General features: G+C 70.3%; 16 protein-coding genes. 4 read left to right on the forward strand and 12 right to left on the reverse strand.

All coding sequences use genetic code 11. The annotated features are described in order from the left end of the window. Window positions 1-16 precede the first annotated feature (16 nt). From hutF to hutC, 5 genes are all read right to left on the reverse strand, one after another. The gene (gene hutF, locus CDN99_RS03495; RefSeq protein WP_088382684.1) at window positions 17-1,372 is read right to left on the reverse strand and encodes a formimidoylglutamate deiminase; all 1,356 of its coding nucleotides are present in this window, start codon (window positions 1,370-1,372) and stop codon (window positions 17-19) included. After that, window positions 1,369-2,205: an N-formylglutamate deformylase gene (gene hutG / locus CDN99_RS03500; protein ID WP_088382685.1), complete on the reverse strand. Its 837-nt coding sequence runs from the start codon at window positions 2,203-2,205 to the stop codon at window positions 1,369-1,371. Before hutG ends, hutF begins: the two co-directional genes overlap by 4 nt. Window positions 2,206-2,277: 72 nt before the next feature. Next, complete coding sequence (gene hutI / locus CDN99_RS03505) at window positions 2,278-3,516, reverse strand: imidazolonepropionase (protein WP_238139342.1); 1,239 nt, start codon at window positions 3,514-3,516, stop codon at window positions 2,278-2,280. After that, window positions 3,513-4,172 carry a HutD/Ves family protein gene (locus CDN99_RS03510; protein ID WP_088382686.1) on the reverse strand — a complete coding sequence of 220 codons (660 nt, stop codon included), beginning with the start codon at window positions 4,170-4,172 and terminating at the stop codon, window positions 3,513-3,515. Before CDN99_RS03510 ends, hutI begins: the two co-directional genes overlap by 4 nt. Window positions 4,173-4,194: 22 nt before the next feature. After that, complete coding sequence (gene hutC, locus CDN99_RS03515; RefSeq protein WP_088382687.1) at window positions 4,195-4,929, reverse strand: histidine utilization transcriptional repressor HutC; 735 nt, start codon at window positions 4,927-4,929, stop codon at window positions 4,195-4,197. Between the two features lie 108 nt (window positions 4,930-5,037). Here hutC and hutU point away from each other — a divergent pair, with 108 nt between their 5' ends. From hutU to CDN99_RS03530, 3 genes are all read left to right on the forward strand, one after another. Then, the gene (gene hutU, locus CDN99_RS03520; protein ID WP_088382688.1) at window positions 5,038-6,783 is read left to right on the forward strand and encodes a urocanate hydratase; all 1,746 of its coding nucleotides are present in this window, start codon (window positions 5,038-5,040) and stop codon (window positions 6,781-6,783) included. Between the two features lie 64 nt (window positions 6,784-6,847). After that, a complete protein-coding gene (gene hutH, locus CDN99_RS03525) occupies window positions 6,848-8,485 on the forward strand; it encodes a histidine ammonia-lyase (protein WP_088382689.1) in 1,638 nt (545 codons plus the stop codon). 86 nt (window positions 8,486-8,571) lie between these two features. Then, a complete protein-coding gene (locus CDN99_RS03530; protein ID WP_088382690.1) occupies window positions 8,572-9,960 on the forward strand; it encodes an alpha/beta hydrolase in 1,389 nt (462 codons plus the stop codon). A 226-nt stretch (window positions 9,961-10,186) separates the two neighbouring features. Here the strand turns inward: CDN99_RS03530 and clsB are convergent, their stop codons facing one another. The 3 genes from clsB to nudB are packed head-to-tail and all read right to left on the reverse strand — an operon-like array spanning window position 10,187 to window position 12,815. After that, window positions 10,187-11,461, reverse strand: a complete 1,275-nt coding sequence (clsB, locus tag CDN99_RS03535; protein ID WP_088382691.1) for a cardiolipin synthase ClsB — start codon at window positions 11,459-11,461, stop codon at window positions 10,187-10,189. Then, entirely contained in the window at window positions 11,458-12,288 is an 831-nt protein-coding gene (locus tag CDN99_RS03540; RefSeq protein WP_088382692.1) for an endonuclease/exonuclease/phosphatase family protein, read from the reverse strand. The genes clsB and CDN99_RS03540 overlap by 4 nt, the downstream gene beginning before the upstream one ends. Continuing rightward, window positions 12,285-12,815, reverse strand: a complete 531-nt coding sequence (gene nudB / locus CDN99_RS03545; RefSeq protein ID WP_238139343.1) for a dihydroneopterin triphosphate diphosphatase — start codon at window positions 12,813-12,815, stop codon at window positions 12,285-12,287. The genes CDN99_RS03540 and nudB overlap by 4 nt, the downstream gene beginning before the upstream one ends. A gap of 470 nt (window positions 12,816-13,285) precedes the next feature. Here nudB and CDN99_RS03550 point away from each other — a divergent pair, with 470 nt between their 5' ends. Then, window positions 13,286-20,278 carry a type I secretion C-terminal target domain-containing protein gene (locus CDN99_RS03550; protein WP_141100606.1) on the forward strand — a complete coding sequence of 2,331 codons (6,993 nt, stop codon included), beginning with the start codon at window positions 13,286-13,288 and terminating at the stop codon, window positions 20,276-20,278. A gap of 94 nt (window positions 20,279-20,372) precedes the next feature. Here the strand turns inward: CDN99_RS03550 and CDN99_RS03555 are convergent, their stop codons facing one another. The 4 genes from CDN99_RS03555 to CDN99_RS03570 form a co-directional block, all read right to left on the reverse strand. After that, window positions 20,373-21,482 carry an ATP-binding protein gene (locus tag CDN99_RS03555; protein WP_141100607.1) on the reverse strand — a complete coding sequence of 370 codons (1,110 nt, stop codon included), beginning with the start codon at window positions 21,480-21,482 and terminating at the stop codon, window positions 20,373-20,375. Between the two features lie 70 nt (window positions 21,483-21,552). Continuing rightward, complete coding sequence (aspS, locus tag CDN99_RS03560; RefSeq protein WP_088382696.1) at window positions 21,553-23,346, reverse strand: aspartate--tRNA ligase; 1,794 nt, start codon at window positions 23,344-23,346, stop codon at window positions 21,553-21,555. A 131-nt stretch (window positions 23,347-23,477) separates the two neighbouring features. Further along, the gene (locus tag CDN99_RS03565) at window positions 23,478-24,152 is read right to left on the reverse strand and encodes a DUF502 domain-containing protein (RefSeq protein ID WP_088382697.1); all 675 of its coding nucleotides are present in this window, start codon (window positions 24,150-24,152) and stop codon (window positions 23,478-23,480) included. Between the two features lie 22 nt (window positions 24,153-24,174). Further along, entirely contained in the window at window positions 24,175-24,510 is a 336-nt protein-coding gene (locus CDN99_RS03570; protein WP_088382698.1) for an FmdB family zinc ribbon protein, read from the reverse strand. Window positions 24,511-24,625 lie beyond the last annotated feature (115 nt).

Genomic DNA, 24,625 nt, shown 5'->3' on the forward strand with positions numbered 1-24,625 from the left:
TCATCGCCTCATCACGTCACCGCCACAGCGCCGACATCGTCGTGACATACCGCCGGCGGCGCTCGGCATCGTCCATCGCGCGTCGCTGCCCGGCGACGTAGACCTCGCGCCAGGTCGGCCCCTGGCTGGCGAAGATCAACCCGTCCAGCAGCGCCGCGGGCGGCAGCCCGGCCAGGCCGCTGGCCGCGTCGTCCAGGACGAGGAAGTCCGCCCGCGCGCCAACCGTCAGTCCCCACGACGGCAAGCCCGCGGCCCGCGCGCTGCCCGCCACGCAGGCGTCGAACAGCCGCGCGGCCGTCGACGGCTGCCGGCCCGGCGCGGCGGCGACGTTGCGCCGCTGCTGCCCCAGGCGCTGGCCGTACTCCAGCCAGCGCAGCTCCTCCACCCAGCCGCGCGTGACCTGGCTGTCGGACCCCACCGTCATCGGCACGCCCGCCGCCAGCCAGCCGTCCAGGTCGGCCAGGCCGTCGCCCAGGTTGGCCTCGGTGCCCGGGCAGATCACCACGCCGGCGCCGCTGGCGGCGATGCGGGCGATCTCGTCCCGGGTCGAGTGCGTGGCGTGCACCAACTGCCAGCGCGGATCCAGGCCGTGGTCGGCCAGGAAATCCAGCGGGCGCTTGCCCGTCGCGGCAAGGCAGTCCTCGACCTCCTGGCGCTGCTCGGCGACGTGGATGTGGACCGGCACGTCGGCGTCGCCGACCAGCGCCTGCAACGCCCGCACGTCGGCCGGATGGGCCGCCCGCAGCGAGTGCAGCGCCACGCCGGCACGCACCAGCGGCAGGCCGGCAGCGTTGATGCGCCGGCAGGCGTTCCAGACCCAGTCCGCATCGGTGCGGAAACGCCGCTGCGTATCCCGCAACCCCGTCTGGCCGAAACCCGCATGCGCGTACAGCACCGGCAGCAACGTCAGCCCGATGCCGGCCTCCTGGGCCGCCTCGGCCAGCGCCAGGCACATTGTCAGCACGTCGTCGTAGGGCGAGCCGTCCTCGCGGTGCTGCAGGTAATGGAACTCGCAGACCTGCGTGTAGCCGCCGGCCAGCAGCTCGGTGTAGAGCTGCGCCGCGATCGCCTTCAACTGCGCCGGCGTGACGCGCAGCGCAACGCCATACATGCGGTCGCGCCAGGACCAGAAGTCGTCGCTGTCCTGGTCCCGCTGCTCGGCCAGGCCGGCGAACGCGCGCTGGAAGGCGTGGCTGTGGGCATCGACCAGGCTGGGCAGCACCGGGCCACCGAGCCGCGCCGCGTCGGCCGGCGCGGGCCGGCCCGCGCTCAGCTCGATCCAATGCCCATCGGCGTCGACGCGCATCAGCACGTCGGCCTGCCAGCGCCCGTCCAGCCAGGCCAGCGGCGCGTGAAAGACGCCCGCGCTCATGCCGCGCCCCGCGCCACGGCCGGGCCGGGGTTGGCCAGCAGGTAGGCCTGCAGCAGCATCGTCAGCACCGGCCGGATGCGCGCCAGGCAGGCATCGTCCAGCTCGTAGCCGGTGAAGCCCATCTCGCCCTCGATCATGTAGCAGCGATAGCACATCTCCAGTTGCACCGCCTGCTGGCCGAGGTCGGGTCGCCCGTACTGCCGCGTGATGTAGCCGCCCTTGAAGCGCCCGTCCACCACCCACGTGAAATCGTCCTGCGCCGACAGCGCCACCTCCATTGCCTGGCGCGTGAGGCGCTTGCAGGACTTGCCCTCGACGGTGCCGACGTTCAGGTCGGGCAGGCGGCCTTCGAAGAGCCAGGGCAGCTCGGAGCGGATGCTGTGGGCCTCGAACAGCAGCGCCTGACCGTGCGCCTGGCGCAGCCGTTGCAGCTCGCCCTGCAGCGCCTGGTGGTATGGCGCCCAGTAGGTCTCGATGCGGCGCTGCTTCTCGTCGGCGTCGGGCGCGAGCCCGTCCTTGTAGAGCGGCTCGCCGGTGAAGAAACGCGTCGGGCAGAGCTCGGTGTTGGACGCGCCCGGATACATCGGCGTGTCCTCCGGCGGGCGGTTGAGGTCGATCAGATACCGCGAGTAGCGCGGCACCAGCAGCCCCGCGCCCAGTTGCTCGGCGATCGGCGCATAGAGCGGCTCCAGGTGCCAGTCCGTGTCCTCGCTGCCGAGCGCGCGCTCGACGTAACGGTGGTGCTGGTCCGCCGGGATCTCGCGGCCCACGTGCGGCATGCTGATCAGCAGCGGGGTGCGGCCGCGCCGCAGTTCGAAGGCGTCGTGCTTCATCGTCGATGTCCTTGTTGTCTCCTCGATCACGCCGTGGCGGAGCGCGACGCCTGCCCGGCGCCGCGCCCGCTGTCAGGCGCGCGGACGCCCGCCCGCCACCGTCTGGCGCAGCGGATTGCGTCCGAACCAGTAGGCCAGCTCGCGCGGATGCGCGGCGTCCCAGATGCAAAAGTCGGCGCGTTGGCCGGCGGCCAGCCGGCCGCGGTCGGGCAAGCCGAGCGCCCGCGCCGCGTTCACCGTCAGGCCGCGCAGCGCCTCTTCCGGCGTCATGCGGAAGAAGGTGCAGGCCATGTTGAGCATCAGCAGCAGCGACAGCCCCGGCGAGCTGCCCGGGTTGTGGTCCGTCGCCAGCGCGATCGGCACGCCCGCCTCGCGCAGCGCGGCGATCGGGGGCAGCTTCGTTTCGCGCAGGAAATAGAACGCGCCGGGCAGCAGCACCGCGACCGTGCCGGCGCGCGCCATCGCGGCGACGCCGGCGTCGCTCAGGTATTCGAGATGGTCGCAGGACAGCGCGCCGAACTCGGCCGCCAGCGCCGCCCCGCCTTGATCGCTCAGTTGTTCCGCGTGCAGCTTGACCGGCAGGCCCAGCGCCCGCGCCGCCTCGAAGACGCGGCGCGTCTGCGCGGGCGTGAAGGCGATGCGCTCGCAGAAGGCATCGACCGCGTCGACCAGCCCCTGCCGCTTCAGCTCCGGCAGCCAGGCGCAGACGGCGTCGACGTAGTCGTCCTGTCCGCCCTCGCGACCGTCGAACTCCGGCGGCAACGCATGCGCGCCCAGGTAGGTCGTGCGCACCGTCAGGCCGAGCTCGCCCAGCTTGCGCGCCACGCGCAGGCACTTGGCCTCGGCGGCCAGCGACAGGCCGTAGCCGGACTTCACCTCCAGCGTCGTCAACCCTTCCGCCATCAGCGCCCGCGCGCGCTGCACCGCAAGCACGTGCAGCGCATGCTCGCCGGCCAGCCGGGTCGCGGCCACCGTCGACCGGATGCCGCCGCCGGCGCGGGCGATCTCCTCGTAGGTCGCGCCCTGCAGGCGCAGCTCGAATTCGGCCGAGCGCTCGCCGCCGTAGACCAGATGGGTGTGGCAATCGATCAGGCCCGGCGTGACCAGCGCGCCGCCGAGGTCGCGTTCCTCGACCACGCCTTGCCTGAACGCCTCGGGCAACGCCGCCGCCGGACCGACCCAGCGCAGCGTCTCGCCCTCCACGACCAGCGCGCCGTCGGGCACCAGGCCCCAGTCGCGGTCGCCCGCCAGCGTCACCAGCGTCGCGCCGGTCCACAACCGGCGCGCGCCGCCTTGCATCGATGCCGTCATCTTTCGCTCCAGACCAGCCACCACGCGGGGCCGTGTTGATCGCCGTCGTCGAAGACGTAGCTCTGCGCGGCCGGTGTCTCGCACCAGGCCAGCGTGCGCGGCGCCAGCGGCACCGAGCGGTGTCCGTGGACCAGCAGGCCGCCGCGCTCGGTGAACAGGCCGAGCCAGGTCGCGCCGGCGGGCAGCAGCGGCCGGTCGGCCGGCTGCACGCGCAGCACGCCCGCGCCGCGCCGGTGCATCGCGTTGAAATCCTGCGTCGGTCCGTCGACGAGCGCGCAATCGGGCGCGTCCTCGCCGCGGAACGCCAGCAGCCCGTCACCGGGTGTCAGCGTCCGGCCCAGCAGCCGCACGCCGCCGCCCGACAGCACGCCGAACCAGCGGTCCACGCCGGGGAAGGCGGAGAACGGTCCGTCGCGATCGATGTCGGCGACGCTGATCCGCACCTTCCAGTCCCCGACATGCGGCCACGCGAGCAGCTCGCGCGTGCGTCCGCCGCCGTTGCGCCACGGTGTCGGCGCGACGCCGTCCGCGGTGATCCTCATCCAGCTCATGGCCTCGCCCCCATCCACATCGTTCACATCCTCGGCATCGCTCACGTCGCCCGCCTCGCTCTCGTCGCTCGTTCCGTCCACGCCGGCCCGGATCGTCGGCCTCATCGACCTCGTCAGGCGCCTTCCCTCAGGCCTGGAAGCTGCCTTCCAGGATCCAGCGGCTGCCCGGATGCACCAGCCGCACCGCGGTGACGATGCGGCCGTGGCTGGACGTCGCGCGCTTGACCACCAGGCAGGGCTCGCCGCGCGGCATGCCCAGCAGCCGGGCTTCCAGCGCGTTGGGCATCTCCGCCTCGATCGTGTAGCGCGCCTCCGACAGCGGCGCGACCTCCAGCAGGTAATGCGTCGGCGTGACCTGCTCGAAGTCCTGCGCCATGTACGCCGGCGCGCAGGCCGCGTTGACCAGCCGGTCCTCGCATTGGATCGCGACGCCGTTCTCGCGGTGCACGATGATGCTGTGGAACAGCGTCGCCCCGGCGCGCAGGCCGAATTGCGCGGCCTGCTCGGCGCTCGCGCGCAGCGACTCCAGCACGTGCACCTTGGCCTCGTGGCGATGGCCGCGCGCGGCGATCTCCTCGTGGACGTCGCGCACCGTCAGCGTCGACGCGATCCGGTGCAGCTCCGCGACGAAGCTGCCCACGCCCTGCACGCGCTCGACCATGCCCTCCTGGTGCAGCTCGCGCAGCGCGCGGTTGACCGTCATGCGGCTGACGCCGAAGGTCTCGGTCAGCTCGGCCTCCGACGGCAGACGCTCGCCGGGCCGCCAGCGGCCGCTGGCGATGCCTTCGCGCAGATGGGTCTTGACCTTCAGGTATTGCGGCGAAGGACCGCCAGCCGGGTTGCTCGATGAACTGGTCGCCATGGGGCGGCATCCTACTTGACTGTACTTGTATAGACAACCGGCGAAACCGCTCCTATGATCGCGCCCCATCGAGACCCGCAGCCGACTGCAAAAGCCCTGGAGACACCGATGAGCGCCACCTTCTCGACCGACACGTCGACGACTGCTTCGACCCACGCCGGGGCGACCCGGGCCCCCGCCCAGCCGCGCCCGGTGCGCGCGCCCACCGGCACGCAGCTGAGCTGCAAGAACTGGCTGATCGAGGCCGCCTACCGGATGATCCAGAACAACCTGGATCCGGTCGTGGCGGAGAACCCCGATGCGCTCGTGGTTTATGGCGGCATCGGCAAGGCGGCGCGCAACTGGGACTGCTTCGAGCAGATCCTGGCCTCGCTGAAGACCCTGAACGAGGACGAGACGCTGCTGATCCAGTCCGGCAAGCCGGTGGGCGTCTTTCGCAGCCATGTGGACGCGCCGCGCGTGCTGCTGGCCAACTCCAACCTGGTGCCGGCCTGGGCCAACTGGGAGCACTTCAACGAGCTGGACCGGCTGGGTCTCATGATGTACGGCCAGATGACGGCCGGCTCGTGGATCTACATCGGCTCGCAAGGCATCGTGCAGGGCACCTACGAGACCTTCGCGGAGGCGGGCCGGCAACACTTCGGCGGCGACATGGTCGGCCGCTGGGTGCTCACCGCCGGCCTGGGCGGCATGGGCGGCGCGCAGCCGCTGGCCGCGACCTTCGCCGGCGCCTGCTCGCTGACCATCGAGTGCCAGCAGTCGCGCATCGACTTCCGCCTCAAGACGCGTTACGTCGACGAGCAGGCGGCCGACCTGGACGACGCGCTGGCCCGCATCGCCAGGTACACCGCCGAGAAGAAAGCCGTCTCCATCGCGCTGCTGGGCAACGCCGCCGAGGTGCTGCCGCGGCTGGCCGCGCGCGTGAAGGCCGGCAGCGCGATCAAGCCGGACCTGGTCACCGACCAGACCTCCGCCCATGACCTGATCAACGGCTACCTGCCGGTGGGCTGGAGCGTCGAGCAGTGGAAGGCCGCCGCGGCCGATCCCGCGAAGCACGCCGACCTGAAGGCCGCCGCGGCGCGCGGCTGCGCGGCCCACGTGCAGGCGATGCTGGACTTCCAGCAGATGGGCATCCCGACCGTCGACTACGGCAACAACATCCGCCAGGTCGCCTTCGACGAGGGCGTCAAGAACGCCTTCGATTTCCCCGGCTTCGTGCCCGCCTACGTGCGCCCGCAGTTCTGCGAAGGGCGCGGCCCGTTCCGCTGGGTCGCCCTGTCCGGCGACCCGGAAGACATCTACAAGACCGACGCCAAGATCAAGGAGCTGTTCCCGCACCACGCCGGCGTGCATCGCTGGCTGGACATGGCGCGCGAGCGCATCGCCTTCCAGGGCCTGCCCGCGCGCATCTGCTGGCTGGGCCTGGGCGAGCGCCACATCGCCGGCCTGGCCTTCAACGAGATGGTCCGCAACGGCGAGCTGAAGGCGCCGATCGTGATCGGCCGCGACCATCTGGACTCCGGCTCGGTCGCCAGCCCCAACCGCGAGACGGAAAGCATGAAGGACGGCTCCGACGCCGTGTCCGACTGGCCGCTGCTGAACGCGTTGCTCAACACCGCCGGCGGCGCGACCTGGGTCTCGCTGCACCATGGCGGCGGCGTGGGCATGGGCTACTCGCAGCACAGCGGCGTGGTGATCGTGTGCGACGGCACCGACGCCGCTGCCCGACGCATCGAGCGCGTGCTGTGGAACGACCCCGGCACCGGCGTGATGCGCCATGCCGACGCCGGCTACGAGCTCGCGCAGCAAACCGCCCGCGAGCGCGGCCTGAACCTGCCGATGCTGGACCGTTGAGCGCCGCCGCGACCGCCCTCGCCTCACCGTCTCGTTGCCCTCCAGATCACCGACGCAAGATCCCATGACGACTTCCCTTGAAATCATCCCCGGCCAGCTCTCGCTCGAGCAGTTGCGCCGCATCCGCGCCGGCGGCGTGTCCCTCGCGCTCCGCGCCGACGCCTTCGCCGCGATCCGCCGCGGCGCCGCCGTCGTGCAGGCGGCCGCGGCCGGCGACGCGCCGGTCTACGGCGTCAACACCGGCTTCGGCAAGCTCGCGTCCAAGCGCATCGGCAAGGACGAGCTGGCGGCGCTGCAGCGCAACCTGATCCGCTCGCACTGCGTCGGCGTCGGCGCGCCGCTGTCGCCGGCCGTCACGCGGCTGATGCTGGCGACCAAGGCGGCCTCGCTGGCGCGCGGTTTCTCCGGCGTGCGCGAGTCCGTCGTGCAATGCATCCTCGACGCCTTCAACGCCGGCCTGGTGCCGTACGTGCCGGCGCAGGGCTCGGTGGGCGCCTCGGGCGACCTGGCGCCGCTGTCGCACATGACGCTGGCCCTGATGGGCGAAGGCGAGATGCTGGTCGACGGCCAGCGCCGCCCCGCGCTGGCCGAGCTGGAGAAGGCCGGCCTGCGCCCGCTGGTCCTGGAAGCCAAGGAAGGCCTGGCGCTGATCAACGGCACGCAGACCTCGACCGCGCTGGCGCTGGACGCGCTGCTGCGTTTCGAGACCGTCTACGCCGGAGCCATCGTCAGCGGCGCGCTCAGCCTGGACGCCGCGCGCGGCAGCGACGGCCCCTTCGATCCCCGCATCCACGAGGTGCGCGGCCAGCCCGGCCAGATCGAGGCCGCCGCCGCCTACCGCGCGCTGCTGGCCGGCAGCCCCATCCGCCAATCGCATCGCGACGGCGACGACCGCGTGCAGGACCCCTACTGCCTGCGCTGCCAGCCGCAGGTGATGGGCGCCTGCCTGGACCAGTCCCGTTACGTGCGCGACGTGCTGCTGCGCGAGGCCAACGCGGTCACCGACAACCCGCTGGTCTTCGCGCCCGAGGACGGCCCGGCGGCCGATGCCGGCGCCAGTCCGTCCCAGGGCGGCATCGCGGCCCCAGGGGGAGCGGCGTCGCAGACGCTGGGGACCTCGACGATGGTCAGCGGCGGCAACTTCCACGCCGAGCCGGTGGCGCTGGCCGCCGACGCGCTGGCCTGCGCGGTGGCCGAGGTCGGCGCGATCGCCGAGCGCCGCATCGCCATGCTGATCGACACCGGCGTGTCGCGCCTGCCGGCCTTCCTGACCGATAACGCCGGCCTGAACTCCGGCTTCATGATCGCGCACGTCACCGCCGCGGCGCTGGCCAGCGAGAACAAGTCGCTCGCCCACCCGGCCAGCGTCGACAGCCTGCCGACCTCCGCCAACCAGGAGGACCACGTCTCGATGGCCACCTTCGGCGCGCGCCGCCTGGGCCCGATGCTGGACAACACCGCCCACATCATCGCCATCGAGTTGCTGGCCGCCGCCCAGGGCATCGAGTTCCTGCGCCCGCTGCGCAGCTCGGCGCCGCTGGAGGACGTGCATGCGCTGCTGCGCGAGCGCTGCCCGCCCATGCCCAGCGACCACTACCTGGCGCCCGACATCGAGCGCGCCTTCGCGCTGGTCAACGAGGACGGCGACCGCAGTCTGGCAACACTGCTGCGCCGCCGAACTGATATGGTCGTGCTCGATTGAATCCCGGGCCGGCGACGGCCCGGACCCGGACAGGGCGCCAGGACCGGCGCCACATCCGGACCGGCACCGTTCAGCCTCGCCCGACCATGACCTCACTGCCCACTGCCTTCCCGCACGCCGGGCGCGCCATCGGCGCGCCCTCCACGGGCGTCGCCACGCCGTCCTCCCTGCTGACTTCCGCGGCCCGCGCCAGGCTCCTGATGGGGCTGCTGGCGCTGCTGGCCTTGCTGCTGCCCGCCTCGCGCGCCTTCGCGGCGGTACGCGTGATCTTCGACGTCGACATGAGCGAGGAGATCCGCGCCGGCCGCTTCGATCCCGCCCGGGACACGGTGGGCGTGCGCGGCGGCGCGGCGCCGCTGAGCTGGACGCGGTCGCTGATCGCCCCGGCGGCGGGGCTGGGCCGCGAGGGCCGCTACACCGCCACGGCCGTCTTCGAGCGCATCCCCGCCGGCGGCAACGTGCCCTACAAGTTCCGCGTCGAGCGCCCCGGCCAGGGCGAAGGCGAGGACGGCTGGGAAACCGGCGGCAACCGCTCGCTGGAACTGGTCGCCGAGGAGGTGCGCGTCGCGCGCGCCTTCAACGCGCCGGGCGCGCCGATCTCGCTCAGCCGCGCCGGCCGCATCGACCGGCTCGACCCGCTGCCGGAGCGTTTCGTCGCGCCGCGCGCGGTGCAGGTCTGGCTGCCGCCAGGCTACGAGCAGGACCCGCGGCGCCGCTATCCGGTGCTCTACCTGCACGACGGCCAGAACGTCTTCGACGCCGCCGCTGCCGGCGCCGAATGGCAGGTCGACGAGACCGCGCAGCAACTGGTCGTCTCCGGCCAGATCCGGCCGCTGATCATCGTCGCGGTCAACAACACGCCGCAGCGCATCGACGACTACACCGCCACCGCCATGAGCCGCGACGGCCACACGCAGGGCGGCAAGGGCCCGGCCTACGCGCGCTACCTGATCGAGCAGCTCAAGCCCGACATCGACGCCCGCTACCGCACCCTGCCCGACGCCGCGCACACGGCGGTGGGCGGCTCGTCGCTGGGCGGGATCATGAGCCTGTGGCTGGCGGTCCATCACGGGGACGTCTTCGGCACCGCGCTGGTGGTCTCGCCTTCGCTGTGGTGGGACGACAGCTTCCCGATCCGCGACACCTCGAAGACGCCGCTGCCGGCGACGCTGCCGCGCCCCAAGCTCTGGCTCGACATGGGCACCGGCGAAGGTCCGGACGCGATCCGGCAACTGCGGCAGTTGCGGTCGGTGCTGTTCGCCCGCGGCTGGGCCAATGCCGACCTCGCCTACCTGGAGGCCGAGGGCGCCACGCACGATGAGGCCAGTTGGGCCGCGCGGGTGGAGCCGATGCTGCGCTTCGTCGACAAGCAATTCAACGCCCGGCCCGGCGCGCGGGAAGGCACGCAGCAGGAGCCCTATCCCTCGTCGGTCCGCCCGTCGATGCCTCCCGGCCCCGGCACCTACAACAAGTAGTCGCACGGCCTCACGCCACGTCACGCCACATCGACATCGACATCGACATCGACGCATGTCAGCGCGTGCGTGCGGGCCGCCAGGAGCCGGCGTGCCCTGAACGCAGCGTGGGACTTGCGGAGCGATGGGCTCGCCGGCGTCTGGCGGCGGGCTCGGCCCCCCGGGGGACCGAGCAGTCTCGCCCGATGCCACGCGCGAGCACGCGATCTCGGCGAGACGGGCACCTTCAGTACCGCCCGGTCGCCCCCGCCACCCTCAAATACACGTAGGCGACCCACGCCACCAGCGCCCGCCCGAGCATGCCGCGCAGCCCGCGGCGCTCGGGCTGCTCGACGCGCCGCGACAGCGCGACGGCCGCGTCGAACTCCCGCGCCACGTCGCCGGAGAACGCCGCGTCGCGCACCACCACGTTGGCCTCCAGGTTCAGCAGCAGCGACAGCGGATCGATGTTGGAGCTGCCGATCGTCGCCCAGTCGTTGTCGACGACGCAGATCTTGGCGTGCAGGAAGGCCGGCGTGTACTCGTAGATCTGCACGCCGTGGCCCAGCAGCTCCTCGTACAGCGCATGCGCGGCGACGGCGGCGATGCGGTAGTCCACCTTGCCTTGCAGCAGCAGGCGCACCTGGACGCCGCGCCGGGCGGCGTCCTTGAGCGCGCGGCGGAAGCGTTGCCCCGGATAGAAATACGGCGTGATCAGATCGACACGCGCCGTCGCGCCGCGGATCGCCTCGACGTAGGCGCGCTCGATGGTGCGGCGCTGGCGCAGGTTGTCCCGCAGCACGAAGGCGGCGCGCACCGGCGCCAGTTGATCGGGATCGCGCCGGCGGTGCTCGCCGCGCGGCATGCGGATGCGCCGCATCAGCCGCCGCGCGCGCCGCCCCGGCGAAGCGCTGCGGATCATCGCGCGCATCTCGTCACCGAAGTCGTGGCCCAGCCAGGCACGTGTCCACACCGCGCGGGCGGCCTGCTCGACATGCCGCACGATCGGCCCGCCGACGCTGACGGCGAAGTCCAGCCGCGGCGTCTCGGTGCGGCCGTGATGCAGGTCCACCCGGTCATCGATGATGTTGATGCCGCCGACGAAACCGATGCGGCCGTCGACGACGCAGAGCTTCTGATGCAGGCGCCGCAACTGGCCGGGATGCAGCCAGTTCCACCACCGGTCGATCGGCCGGAACACCGCCAGCGCCACCCCCGCGTCGTCGAGCCGCTGATGCAGCCACGCCAGGCTGGCCTTGGCGCCGAAGCCGTCCACCACCACCCGCACCCGCACGCCGCGTTGCGCCGCGCGGCGCAGGGCCTCGACCGTCGCGATGCCGGCCTCGTCGTCATGAAAGATGTAGGTGGCGAGCCAGACCTCGTGCTCGGCCCGATCGATCGCCTCGATCTGGGCCGGGAACAGCGCGTCCCCGCCGCACAGCAACTGCACGGCGTTGCCGCCGCTGAAGCTGGGCTGCGACCCGAGGGTCCAGGGGAACAGCGGCTCCGGCGCCCGCTTCACCGGTCCAGCACCAGCTCCGCCAGCAGCGGCAGGTGATCCGACATGCGCGCCCAGGACGGCCCGCGGGGCACCTTCAGATCGACGCAGCGCAGCCCGCGCGTATAGATCCGGTCCAGCGAGAACACCGGCACCCGCGATGGAAACGTCGGCAGCGAGCGCCGCGCCCCCGGCAGCAACGCGCGCCGCAGGCCGCCGGCGGTCATGGGCTCGTCCAGCCGCTCGCCCCAGTCGTTGAAGTCCCCGGCCACGACCAGCGGCGCGTCCTGGGGCACATGCGACGTGATGAAGTCCGCCAGCCGCTGCACCTGCCGCACCCGGCTGCCGTGCATCAGCCCCAAGTGCGCGACGACCGCGTGCACCTCCACGCCCTGCCAGCGCACCGGCACGTGCAGCAGGCCGCGCTGCTCGAAGCGGTGGTCCGACACGTCGTGATGGCCGATGTCCCCGATCGGGTAGCGCGACAGCAGCGCGTTGCCGTGCTCGCCGTGGCGCGTCGTGGCGTTGGTGCGGTAGGCCACCTCGTAGCCGTCGGGCGCGAGGAACTCGGCCTGGCCCTGCGCCGGCCAGCCGAAGTAGGTGCGCTCGAACTGGCGCGCCTCGCGGTGATGGAACAGTCGGACCTCCTGCAGGAAGACCAGGTCGGCATCCAGCGCCTGCACGCCCATGCCCAGGTTGTGGATCTCCAGCCGCTTGCCCGGGCCCATGCCGCGCACGCCCTTGTGGATGTTGTAGGTGGCCACGCGCAGTCGGCCGGCGCTGTCGGCGGCGGAGGTGTCGGTGGTCGCCGAATTGGCGACGGCGGCGTGGCGCGGGGTCGGGCGCGTCATGGCGCGGCCCTCCGCTCGCGCCGCGCCGGCAACTGCAGGATCGCCTCGGCGTTGGACGGAGAGAAGCACAGGTCCGCCGCCTCGCGCCACGGCAGCCAGCGATGGTTCAAGTGCTCGCGCGGGGCCAGCCGCACCGGGATGCCCACCGGCACGGTCAGGCCGAAGACGTGCTCGGTGTTGCGCGTCACGCCTGGCGCGTAGCGATGGCGCCAGACGGGGTAGATCTCGTAGACGTTGATCAGTTGCCAGTCGTCCAGCGCGTCCGGGGCCAGGTCTTGCGCGCGGATGCCGGTTTCCTCCAGCACCTCGCGCAGCGCGGTGTCGGCCAGCGGCTCGTCGGCGCTGTCCTTGGAGCCGGTCACGCACTGCCAGAAGCCGGGCTTGTCGGCGCGCTCCAGCATCAGCACGTCCAGCTCGGCGGTGTGGATCACCACCAGGACGGACTCGGGAATCTTGTAGGCACGCCCGGGCGCGACAGGCGTCGCGGTGGTGTCGGACAACGGAGGGGCGACGGGGGCTTCGCTCATGCGGGCAAGCATATCGCAGCGGTCCCCGGGGCACGCCGACGCCCCGTGTCGCAATGACGGCCACGGCGACCACGCCGACCCCTCCCCGGACGCGGACACGATTCCTCGCCTGGTGAAACGCCGGGGACACGCGACCGACACGCAAGGGCGTAGAGCAATGGCTGACATGCGAATTGACCCCGATGGCAACGCTTGTTCACACACGCTGCACGTCGGCGTCAGCGAATGTGCAGCAGGAAATATAGAAAATTTGTACAGGCGCGCAGGGGCGCGGCGCTGCAGGGCATCCGCCGTGCCGTGCGCCGGAAATGTCCTTCATCGGAGCCACAGCTGCGCACTCCCCCCACTGGCGTCGCAGCCCGCCAGATCGCCCAGGCGCAAGCGCGGCACGTCGGGCGCGGCGCGGTTGGCCGTAAGCGGTGCAGCCCTCACGTCGGGCGGGGTAGAGACATAAAACAACTAGCAACTTTTTGCCTGACACACCATCAAACAGGCAATTTGATGCCAGTGCCAGCTCAGGACGCGGTCAGGAAACTACAGATCTTTGTCAACAAGAGAGTCCCATCATGAGCGCGCCCGCACGAGTTCATCAGCCTGTTCAAAGCATTGGTCGCGCTCAATCCGACCAAACGCCTGCCTCCCACGGCGCGGAGGCACTGCCCTCGGAAACCGCACAGGCCGGTCGTGCCCGCGCGCCGATGCCCAGGCAAGAGGCAGATGTTCCGGTCAAAACTCGGATCGCGCCCCGGGACGACCGGTCCGACGACGATGTCGAGAACGAACCATCCCCTGCCTCGACTGGTGGCCCGAGCGAGGGTGCGCAAAGTCTGGCGCCGGCTTCGACGCCCGACCTCGACTCGCCCGCCCCCACGCCTTCCGACACCCTGGACAGGGCCGATGCCCTAGCCGACTGCGTGTCGCATCCCTCCGACCTCAATTCCAGCGTCGATGCGCCCCCGGCGGTCGCTCTGCCCTGCCTCGCGCACGCCGAGGAGAAATCCGACGATCACGTGTTCGCATGGATGGGCGGGCTGCTGGCGATCGGTGGCGCGAGCGTCGGCGGCCACGACGCATCGGTCGCGCCATCCCCCCCGACAAGCAATGGTCCCGGGACCCCGACGCCCGGACAGCCTGAAGTTCTCCCCCCTCCGCAGGAACCGGAGCAGCCCCGGCAGCCCGAAGGGCCCGAGGGCGAGCAACAGCCCCACCCGGACGAGTCAGATCCGATCGAAGAGCCCCCCCTGCCCGAAATCCAGGTGCCGGGACGCCCAACACTGTCGCTCGCCAACGATTCCGGTGTGTCGCGAAACGACGGGATCACGGCGGATCCGACGGTTCGCGTGGACGGGCTGATCGAGCACGCCACCTGGTTCTACAGCCTCGACAACGGCGCCACATGGCGGCAAGGCACCGGCGACACCATTCCCGCGGCCGCCTTCGCGGCCGACGGCCTGCAACACGTCCTGGTGCGGCAGACCGGGCCTAGCGGCCACAGCAGCACCACGTCGGTCTTGCACTTCGACCTGGACAGGCACATCGACGCGCTCGCGCCGACCCTGGCCCAGGACACCGGCCTGCACGCCGACGACCGCGTCACCCGCCACGCCGCGGTGCGCGTCGACGGCATCGAGGACGGCGCGCGGTGGGAGTACCGCCTGGCCGGTCACGACGACTGGCATGAAGGTCACGGCGACAAGATCCCTCAGAACGTCTTCCGGGAGGACGGCGCCCACGCCGTCGAGGTGCGCCAGATCGATCTGGCCGGCAATGTCAGCATCCCGACTTCGCTGAACTTCACCCTGGACACCCACGTCGCCACACCCACGCTGCAGTTGCACGTGGACTCCGGACGCCCTGGCGATCTCGTCACCAACAACGCGGCGGTGGACGTCGGTGGCCTGGAGGCGGGGGGGACGTGGGAGTACCTCTGGATCTCCGCCTCCGGCGACTCCGGCTGGGTCCAGGGCTCGGGCGCGCAGTTGCCCGACAGCCTGGCAACCGCCGACGGGGACGTGACCGTGCTGGCTCGTCAGACAGATCTGGCCGGCAACACCAGCGGCGTCGCCTCGCTGACGTTCACTCGCGACACCTCCGGCGGCGACACCGCACCGCTGTCCGTCACGCTCAAGCACGACACGGGGCGGCTGGGAGACCTGATCTCGCAGGACATCACACTGGTGGTCGACGGTCTGGAGGCGCAGGCCCATTGGGAGTACCAACTCGATGGCCGCGGCGACTGGGTCCATGGCACGGGGCAGGAGATCCCCGACGACGCGTTCATCGGCGACGGCGCGCACACGGTGCTGGTGCGGCAGGTCAGTCTGGCCGGCACCGCCAGCCCGGCCACTCGGGTTCACGTGGTTCGCGACACGCAGGCGCTGGCGCCGCAGGCTTCATTGGTGAACGACACCGGCCATGCCGCCGATGACCGCATCACCAACGACGCCAGCGTGCATCTCGCCGGCCTCGAAGCGCAGGCTGAATGGTTCTACAGCATCGACGCGGGTGCCTCGTGGATTCAGGGCGACGGCGACACGATCGCCGGCAACGTCTTCGGCGATGGCCCGGTGAATTTGCTCGTCCATCAGGTGGACGTCGCCGGCAACCGCAGTGCCGATGCCGCCCTGAACTTCACGCTCGACTCCCAGACCTTCACGCCGACGCTGACGCTGGCGGAGGACACGGGCGATGACAGCGACGATGGCCTGACCCGCAACGGCAACGTCCTCGTCGGCGGCCTGGAGCCGGGTGCCCGCTGGCAGTTCAGCATCGACGATGGCGACTGGATCGACGGCGTAGGCACCGAAATCCCGCACGAGGCCTTCCCAAACGACGGTCCCCACCGCGTGGAAGCCCGCCAGATCGACGCCGCGGGCAATCGGAGCGACGTCACCGCGCTGATGTTCGAGCTCGACACCGTGGTGATCACGCCGCGCCTGTCGCTGCTCAATGACACAGGCGTTTCCGCCACCGACGGCATCACCCGGGATTCAACCATTCAAGTCGACGGGCTCGAGCCCGGCGCCCATTGGCGCTGCAGCGTCGATGGCGGCGTGACCTGGACGGAGGGCACGGAGGCAATCATCCAGGGGTTGCCGTTCACGGTGGGGCCGGCCCACATTCAGCTGGTGCAGATCGACGCAGCCGGCAATGTCAGCGATCCCGCCGAGCTGAGCTTCACGCGGGTGTCCGACCTCGCCGCCCCGTCTCTTTCGCTGCGCGCGGACACCGGCCACGACGGCACCGATGCCATCACCCGCGACGGCACGCTAATCGTCGGCGGACTGGTCGACGGCGCCACATGGCAGTACCGGTTGGCACCGGACGCCGCCTGGTTGGACGGCAGTGGCACGATGTTGCCGAGTGAAGCATTCGCGACAGACGGTCGTCAAACTGTGCAGGTGCGCCAGATCGACATCGCAGGACATGTCAGCGAAATCACCGCGTTCGATTTCACACTGGACCGTACCCCGCCGACGATCGACCTGACGGACACCGTCGGTATCCAGAGCAGCCGCCAGGTCGTGCTGGACGCCGCGGAGTGCCGAGCCGGCGTGCCGTTGACCGCGCTGACCGGCGAGTTGGCGGACGACGATCTGCACGAACTCCGTCTGGTGCTCGGCGGCGACGCATTCGATGCCACCAACGACCGGCTCGTGCTCGACCGCGAGATCGCGCTCGACAGCGACGCGGTGGGCGACGGCGTGCGACTTGGCAGCGTCGACGATCTGCGCTATCGCTACGACAGCGCCACGCGCTCGCTGTCGATCGGCAAGACCGACGGAACGCCCCTGACCGGCGCGGAAGCGACCGGGCTGACCAACGAGATCCTCTGGCGCAACGGCGCCTCGGGGCTGCGCGAGGGGGCTCGGACGATCACGCTCTCCGGCACCGACATCGCCGGGAATGTCAGCGCCAGCGCCACGATCACGGTGACCGTCGACACGCGCGTGCCTTCGCTTGACCTGAATGGCTCGCAGCCGGGCACCGACGCGAACTGGGCGACCGCGTCACTGACGGCCGGCGTGGCCCCCTTCGCAGCCGACCTGACCCTCACCCACGGCAATCCCGATGCGACCTTGCGCCGCGTCGAGGTCACGCTCAGCGGCTCCGGTGCCAGCCGGATCGATCAACTCGCGAGCGTCGCCACCGACGGCTCCATGGCGGCCTGGGCAGGCAATGCCGCCGTGATGACGGTCGCCGGTGTCGACTGGGCCATGACGCGGCTCTCCAACACCTACACCTTCACGCGCGCGGACGGTGCCCAGTCCAGTCCCTCCGAGGCGCGCGCGCTGCTCGACAGCCTGCGCCTGTCCAACGAAGCCGCCGCGCCTCTGCAGGGAAGCCGCACCTACACGGTCACCGTGTTCGATCACCTCGGGCGCAGCGACCGCGCCCGCGGCACGATCGTCTACGACACGGAAGGACCGACGATCGACCTCAACGGTGCACTGCCCGGGACCGATCGCGGCGTGACCGTGACGCCGGGACTGGCGTGGGACTTTGGCCTCGCGCGACCGGCCGCCGGCGTTGTCCTCGATACGGACGCCATCACGCGGATGACCCTGCGTTTCGCTTCCAATGTCGTCGGCGCCTTCGACGGCAACGATGCGACGCGCGCCGAGTGGGTCGGCTTCTTCAACGACACCGACGCCGCGGATCACTCGCGGATGCTTCGGCTGGGCACGACCGGCGAGTTGACGGTCCTGACCTTCCTGCCGCGCAAGACGTTGACGCTCAGCCTCGCGGCGGACGGGGTCTCCCTGTCCATCGCGACCGACTCGCCATTGACGCCGGACGAAGCCTCCCAAGTGCTGCGCGCCTTGAGTTTCCAGAGCGCCGACGCCACCGTCCCGGGCATTCGCACCGTCGAGTTCAGCGCCGTCGACCGCGCCGGCAACACCACGACGCTGCCGGCGACCGCCAGGCTGGACGTGCGCAACGATGTCCCGGTGATGCGGCTCGACCCCAGCGCCGACACCGGGCTTCATGATCGCGACAGCGTCACCCGACTCAACGGCGGCGTCGACGCGCCGCTGCTGTTTTCCGGCCTGGCCGCGGCCGGCCAGACTGTCACGGTCTTCCGGGATGACAACAACAATGGCCAACTCGATGCTGCCGAGCGCCTGGGCACGACCGTCGCGGATGCGAATGGGCGCTGGTCCCTGTCCTACGCCGGCGCACCGCTGGCCGATGGCAGCTACCGCATCGCGGCGACCTGCAATGGCCGCGTTTCCGATGCGGTGGACCTCACCGTGGACACCCGTCCGCCGGCGAGCACCTTCTCGATGGGGCAGTCCGTCCACGTCGTGCCGGTGCTGGCCGGCACGACCGATCCGGGCGCCACCGTGCGGGTCGAGCTGGACGCCGACAACAACCTCTCCAACGGCTACGAGGTGGCCTACGGCGTCATCGCCGATGAGACCGGTCGCTGGGTGCTCGACACGGCGACCGCTTCCCCGATCGCGGGACAGGCGGTGACCTACGCATCGGGCGCCATCGTGCAGGCCCGCGTCATCGCCGACGATCTGGCCGGCAACGAAACGGTGCGCACCGCCTCCAGCGTGGCCCAGTCGTCGATCTATTCGATCTCGGACTCGCATGTGATCGAGGGCACCAGCGGCACGCGCGAGATGGTCTTCATGGTGACCCGCGAGGGCGATCTCACCGAGGCGGGGTCGGTGCACTACGCCGTTGACGCGGCCAACAGTTCCGCTCGCGCCAACGCCTCGGGCGCGGCGGCGGACAACGACTACTCCGGCGCCGCGGCCGGACGGCTCGACTTCGCGCCGGGAGAGTCGTCCAAGCTGGTCCGTTTCGCGGTGAATGGCGACTACTTCCGCGAAGTGAACGACAAGCTGGTCGTCAAGCTGCACGACGCGACGCAAGGCGCCATTGGCGACGAGACAGGCATCGGCAACATCAACGAGATCGACATCTCGCGTCTGCAGGCCGCTTACGGTCTACGAGATCTGAACCCCCAATCCAATGACTTCGCCATCCGTGTGCGCCGCTCCTCCGACAATGCGGAACAGGACATCGGCTTCGATGTCAACGGCAATCTGGATCAGCAAGCGCTGCTGGACTTCGTGGGCAGGACTTCGACCAGCAAGGGCTTCGTCACCACGTGGTACGACCAGTCGGGCCACGGCGTCGACATGCTGCAGCCCGACATGGCCAAGCAGGGCGTGATCGTTGACGCCGGCAAGGCGGTCACCCGCTCCGATGGCTTGATCTCCATCAGCTTCAACAACGGCCGCAACGGCCGCAACGACGACTGCATGGTCGCGAACGGCGTGGCGGCCACCGATTGGAAGAGCTTTGCCGCCTACGCGAAGGTGCAGGTGGAGGGCATGGCGAACGGGTCCCTGTTCAATCTCGGCGAGGCTGGCGCGGGTCGGCTCAGCGCCTGTTACCCCGACTATGGCAGTTACTGCTTCGACGTCAGAAACCAGGGGGCCACCGAACGCCTGAAGCAGCCAGTGCCGGCCGGTACCACACTGCTCGGGAAGGCAACTGACGTGGTCTTCGAGGCCCACAGCGGCAACACCGGAGCCGGCACTCCCGCGATGAACTACACGGACGCCAAGCAATTGATCTTCGATGATGGCGTGCGCGTGGCATCCGACGACAGCCTGCCCTCGCAGTTCCCCACGTCGAAAGAATGGAAGCTGGCCTGGCACGGCGCTTACGGTTCAAGCGACAGCAATTATTACCAGCAGGCCATGTACAACGAGTTTCTCGTCTTCCTGGACAAGGACGGCAAAGCCACGCCTTCCATGCAGTCGCTGATAGGTACCGCCGGATCGGACGTGCTGACGTACTCGGGCGAAATGGGCCTGACCAGCATCAACGGTCTGGCGGGCGAGGACACGCTCTACCTCTCGGGCTCGGTCGATCTGGACTTCGCGGCGATGTCGGGCGGTGTCCGAGGCATTGAGCAAGTATGGATGGACAACGGCGCCGTCAACACGCTGACGCTGAGCGCGACCACCCTCGCCGTCAATGGCGCCTCCACGCTGACGATCACGATGGATGCCGGCGACGCGGTGATCCTGGACGGCACGCGGATGGCGCATTCGGCCGACCAACAGACCCTGATCCTGGGCAGCGCCGGGAACGACAGGCTGATGGGCACGGCCCGCAACGACGTCATGATCGGCGGCGCCGGCCTGGACACCTTCACCTGGCTGCAGAACCAGGGGGGGCACGATACCGTGCTCGACTACACCGCGGCGCAGGGCGACCAGTTGGACCTCACCGCACTGCTGCGCGGCTTCACCGCGGGCAGCGAGACCCGCTACATCCACAAGGCGGTCGACAGCCATGGGGACGTCGTGCTCGCGATCGACTGGGATGGCAACGGTCACTTCGACCAGCCGGACCTGACCATCACCCTGGTCCATGTCAACGCCGCCGATGCCATCACCCTCGTGACGGCGGCGGGCACGTCGGTGCTCTGAGTCGCGGCGACCATCGTCACCTCCCAGCCCGGCCTCGCCCCGCTCAGCTCAGGCGAGTGCTCAGCTCAGGCGAGTGCTCAGCCCAGGCGAGTGCTCAGCCCAGGCGGTCGACCAGCCGGCGCGCGCGTTCGATCGCATCGCGCAGGTGCACGGCGAAGTCCGCGCCCTGCACGCCCGCGTCGGCACCGAGGCGCTCGAGCGTCCGCAGCAAGGCCTTCGCCTCGCCGGCGGCCTCGGCCAATGCGACGGCGGCGGGCGCGGCCTGCGCATCGGCGTCGAATCGCGCCAGTTGCTCCAGGCGTGCCGGCAGCTCGGTCTGGCCGAGCGTCGCCAGCGCGGCCTCCAGCCTTTGACGCTGCTGCTGGTGATGCCAGCTCGGTCCGAGCTGGCCCTGCTCCGCCATCAACTGGCTGAGCCGTCCATGGGCCGCCGCCTGGATCGAGCGCGACTGCAATGCTTCGCCGAGTGCCAGCGCCTGCTCCGCGGGCGCCACCGCGTCGATGCCGGCATGCAGCTCGGAGATCAGCAGCAGCACCTGTGCCTGCAGCCAGCGGTAATGACAGCGCCGCGCCAGGTCCACGGCCTGCGTGGCCAGCGACAACGCCTCGGCCGCCGCCGCGCTGTCGCGCGCGCAGCGGGCGTAGTGCCACAGCGCTTCGGCCTCGTAATCGCGGTGGCCGGCCTCGCGCGCGGCGGCGCGCGCCAGGTCCAGCCGCGCCATCGCCGCCTGCGGCCCCTGCGTTGCGCGCAGCGACACGGCTCGATTCAGCCCGATCTTGGCGCGCAGGTAGGCGTCGTCGCCAAGGCGCGGATAGTGGCGCTCCGCCTCGTCCAGCACCCGGCCGCCGCGCGCCCAGTCGCCCAGCGCGAAGCACAGCTGCGCCAGTCCGATCCGGGCCAGGCAGGCCCAGCGCGTCTGGTCGTCGGTGAGTTCGAGCGACTGGCTCCAGGCATTGCAGGCCTGGACGTAGTCGCCGCGCTGGTAGTGCAGCCGGCCGAGCGCCTCGCTGAGCTCCGCCGCGTCCTCCAGCAGCCGCTGCTGCAGCGCCCGCGCGAGCGCGCGTTCCAGCTCGATCTGCAGCTCGGGGCCGCGGCCCCAGCGCTCCAGGATGAAGAAGGCGCCGAGCAGCGCCTGGAAGGGCGGCTCGGCCTCCCGGGCGATCAAGCCTTGCAGGCGTGGGTAGGCCAGACCGGGACGCCTCATCACGAGGCGCTCCCAGCGCATCAACGGCTGCGGCGCCGCCACCGGGGCGGGCACCGCGCCGTCGCGACGGTCAGGCCGCCGCCGCACCCGGGTTGCGCAGACGGATGTGCAACTCGCGCAGCTGCTTCTCGTCCACGTTCGAGGGAGCGCCGGTCAGCAGGCACTGCGCGCGCTGGGTCTTCGGGAAGGCGATCACGTCGCGGATCGACTCGGCCTTGGTCATCAGCGTCACCAGACGGTCCAGGCCGAAGGCCAGGCCGCCGTGCGGGGGCGCGCCGTACTGCAGTGCATCCAGCAGGAAGCCGAACTTGACGCGCTGCTCCTCGGGGCTGATGTTGAGCGCCTCGAAGACCTTGGCCTGCACGTCGGCACGGTGGATACGCACCGAACCGCCGCCCAGCTCCCAGCCGTTGAGCACCATATCGTAGGCCTTGGCCACGCACTTGCCGGGGTCGGTGACCATCAGGTCCTCGTGGCCGTCCTTGGGCGCGGTGAACGGGTGATGCACCGCGGCCCAGCGCTTGTTCTCCTCGTCTTCCTCGAACATCGGGAAGTCGACCACCCACAGCGGCGCCCACTTGTCCTCGAACAGGCCGGTGGACTTGCCGAACTCGCTGTGCCCGATCTTCAGGCGCAGCCCGCCGATGGCGTCGTTGACGATCTTGGCCTTGTCGGCGCCGAAGAAGATCAGGTCGCCGTCCTGCGCGCCGGTGCGCGACAGGATGTCCGCCACGGCCTTGTCGTGCAGGTTCTTGACGATCGGCGACTGCAGGCCCTCGCGGCCCTTGGCGATTTCGTTGACCTTGATCCAGGCCAGGCCCTTGGCGCCGTAGATCTTCACGAACTCGGTGTAGCTGTCGATCTCGCCGCGGCTCATCTGGGCGCCGCCGGGCACGCGCAGCGCGACCACGCGGCCGCCCGGGGTCGTCGCCGGACCGGAGAACACCTTGAAGTCGACATCGCCCATCACGTCGGTCAGCTCGGTGAACTCGAGCTTGACGCGCAGGTCGGGCTTGTCGGAGCCGAAGCGGAACATCGCCTCGTCGTACTTCATCACCGGGTAATCGCCCAGCTCGACGTTCAGCGCCTTGCGGAAGACGTGGCGGATCATGCCCTCGAACATCGCGCGGATCTCTTCCTCGTTGAGGAAGCTGGTCTCGATATCGATCTGCGTGAACTCGGGCTGGCGGTCGGCGCGCAGGTCTTCGTCGCGGAAGCACTTGGTGATCTGGTAGTAGCGGTCGAAACCGGCCACCATCAGCAGCTGCTTGAACAGCTGCGGCGACTGCGGCAGCGCGAAGAACATGCCGTCATGGACACGCGACGGGACCAGGTAGTCGCGCGCGCCTTCGGGCGTGCTCTTGGTCAGCATCGGCGTCTCGATGTCGACGAAGCCGTGCTCGTCCAGGAACTTGCGCGCCTCCATCGCCACGCGGTAACGCAGCATCAGGTTGTTCTGCATGTACGGGCGGCGCAGGTCCAGCACGCGGTGCGTCAGGCGCGTGGTCTCGGAGATGTTCTCCTCGTCCAGCGGGAACGGGGGCGTCACCGAGGCGTTCAGCACTTCCAGCTCATGGCACAGGACTTCGACCTTGCCGCTGACCAGGTTGCCGTTCTCGGTGCCGGCCGGGCGCGCGCGCACCTTGCCGACGACCTTCACGCAGTATTCGCTGCGGACCTCTTCCGCCACCTTGAACATCTCGGCGCGGTCGGGGTCGCAGACGATCTGCACCAGGCCTTCGCGGTCGCGCAGGTCGATGAAGATCACGCCGCCATGGTCGCGGCGGCGATGGGCCCAGCCCATCAGGGTCACGGTCTGGTCGAGCAGCTTTTCGCTGACTTGGCCGGCATAGCAGGTACGCATGGGAATCTCTCCGGGAATCTTTGAATGTTCGGTGCGGGCTGACGCGGCGCGCGCGGCCAGCCCGATGAAAGGCGCTGGCGGGGTCTTGTCGGACCCTCAGGACTGAGCGCTTGCCGAGGCGCTCAGCCCGGTCAATTTCGGACGGTCTCGGTCGGCAGGACGACGGCGGGCTCCCCCTGAGGAGCGACCACCCCCATCGAAATGATGTACTTGAGCGCCTCGTCGACGCTCATCGCCAGCGGCCGCAATTGCGCCCGGGGCATCATCAGGAAGAAGCCGGACGTGGGATTGGGCGTCGTGGGCACGTACAGCGAGACGTGTTCCTCGGCCAACGCGCCGCTGAGCGAGCCCAGCTGCTGCGCCACCTCGCCGGCCGGCTTGCCGGTGACGAAGGCGATGGTCCAGGAATTGGCGTGCGGATACGGCACCAGCACCGCCTCGCGGAAGGCGTTGCCGCTGGACGAGAACAGCGTGTCCGAGACCTGCTTGACCGAGCTGTAGATGCTCTTGACGATGGGGATCTTGTAAAGCAGCCGGTCCCATTGGCGCAGCCACCACTGGCCGAAGATGTTCGCGACGAACATGCCGGTCAGCATCAGCAACGCCACCATGACGACCACCCCCAGGCCGGGGATGTCGTGCAGTTGCTTGAGCGAATCCTGGGCGGACAGCGGCAGCACCGCCTGCACGGCCGACAGCAGCCACATGAAGACGCCGTCGATCATGCCGAGCACCCACAACAGCACCCAGATGGTGATCGCGAGCGGGAGCCAGACCAGCAGGCCGGTGATAATGTACTTTCTCATGCCTGGGTCCGGGTCCTCGGCGTCAATGACAGGCGCAGGAGCCGCCGCAGGGCGTGCTCGACGAGGCGCTGGAAGCTGTGGCCGAAGCGCCAGAAGAGGCCGCGGCCTCCGCGCCGGACGACGCGCCCGCGTCGCCGCCGGAACCGCCGCCCGCGGTGGGGGCCGGGGCCGACGAGCCGCCGCGGAAGTCCGTTGCATACCAACCCGACCCCTTGAGCTGGAAGCCGGCGGCGGTGACTTGCTTGGAGAAGCTCTCCGCGCCGCAGGCCGGGCAAATGCTCAGCGGGGCGTCGGACAGCTTCTGCAGCACGTCCTTGGCGTGTCCGCAGACGCCGCAGCGGTAAGCGTAGATCGGCATTTTTCGGGGGGTGAGGTCAAAACCCGAAATTATATAGAGAGCCGCCCGGTCCCCCGTCGCGGGGAGACTGGGGCGCTCCTTCGAGGGGGTGGGTCGTCACGGCCCGGTGTCATGC

The organism is Roseateles aquatilis (assembly GCF_002205645.1).
Lineage (GTDB): Bacteria > Pseudomonadota > Gammaproteobacteria > Burkholderiales > Burkholderiaceae_C > Roseateles > Roseateles aquatilis.

What these genes read in the sequence shown, in the direction of transcription:
- hutH (WP_088382689.1), top strand. Translation starts at nt 6,848, where the DNA reads ATGACGACTTCCCTTGAAATCATCCCCGGCCAGCTCTCGCTCGAGCAG.
- CDN99_RS03530 (WP_088382690.1), top strand. Translation starts at nt 8,572, where the DNA reads ATGACCTCACTGCCCACTGCCTTCCCGCACGCCGGGCGCGCCATCGGC.
- nudB (WP_238139343.1), bottom strand. Translation starts at nt 12,815, where the DNA reads ATGAGCGAAGCCCCCGTCGCCCCTCCGTTGTCCGACACCACCGCGACG.
- aspS (WP_088382696.1), bottom strand. Translation starts at nt 23,346, where the DNA reads ATGCGTACCTGCTATGCCGGCCAAGTCAGCGAAAAGCTGCTCGACCAG.
- hutF (WP_088382684.1), bottom strand. Translation starts at nt 1,372, where the DNA reads ATGAGCGCGGGCGTCTTTCACGCGCCGCTGGCCTGGCTGGACGGGCGC.
- hutG (WP_088382685.1), bottom strand. Translation starts at nt 2,205, where the DNA reads ATGAAGCACGACGCCTTCGAACTGCGGCGCGGCCGCACCCCGCTGCTG.
- CDN99_RS03570 (WP_088382698.1), bottom strand. Translation starts at nt 24,510, where the DNA reads ATGCCGATCTACGCTTACCGCTGCGGCGTCTGCGGACACGCCAAGGAC.
- CDN99_RS03510 (WP_088382686.1), bottom strand. Translation starts at nt 4,172, where the DNA reads ATGAGGCCGACGATCCGGGCCGGCGTGGACGGAACGAGCGACGAGAGC.
- CDN99_RS03555 (WP_141100607.1), bottom strand. Translation starts at nt 21,482, where the DNA reads ATGAGGCGTCCCGGTCTGGCCTACCCACGCCTGCAAGGCTTGATCGCC.
- hutC (WP_088382687.1), bottom strand. Translation starts at nt 4,929, where the DNA reads ATGGCGACCAGTTCATCGAGCAACCCGGCTGGCGGTCCTTCGCCGCAA.
- hutU (WP_088382688.1), top strand. Translation starts at nt 5,038, where the DNA reads ATGAGCGCCACCTTCTCGACCGACACGTCGACGACTGCTTCGACCCAC.
- CDN99_RS03565 (WP_088382697.1), bottom strand. Translation starts at nt 24,152, where the DNA reads ATGAGAAAGTACATTATCACCGGCCTGCTGGTCTGGCTCCCGCTCGCG.
- CDN99_RS03540 (WP_088382692.1), bottom strand. Translation starts at nt 12,288, where the DNA reads ATGACGCGCCCGACCCCGCGCCACGCCGCCGTCGCCAATTCGGCGACC.
- hutI (WP_238139342.1), bottom strand. Translation starts at nt 3,516, where the DNA reads ATGACGGCATCGATGCAAGGCGGCGCGCGCCGGTTGTGGACCGGCGCG.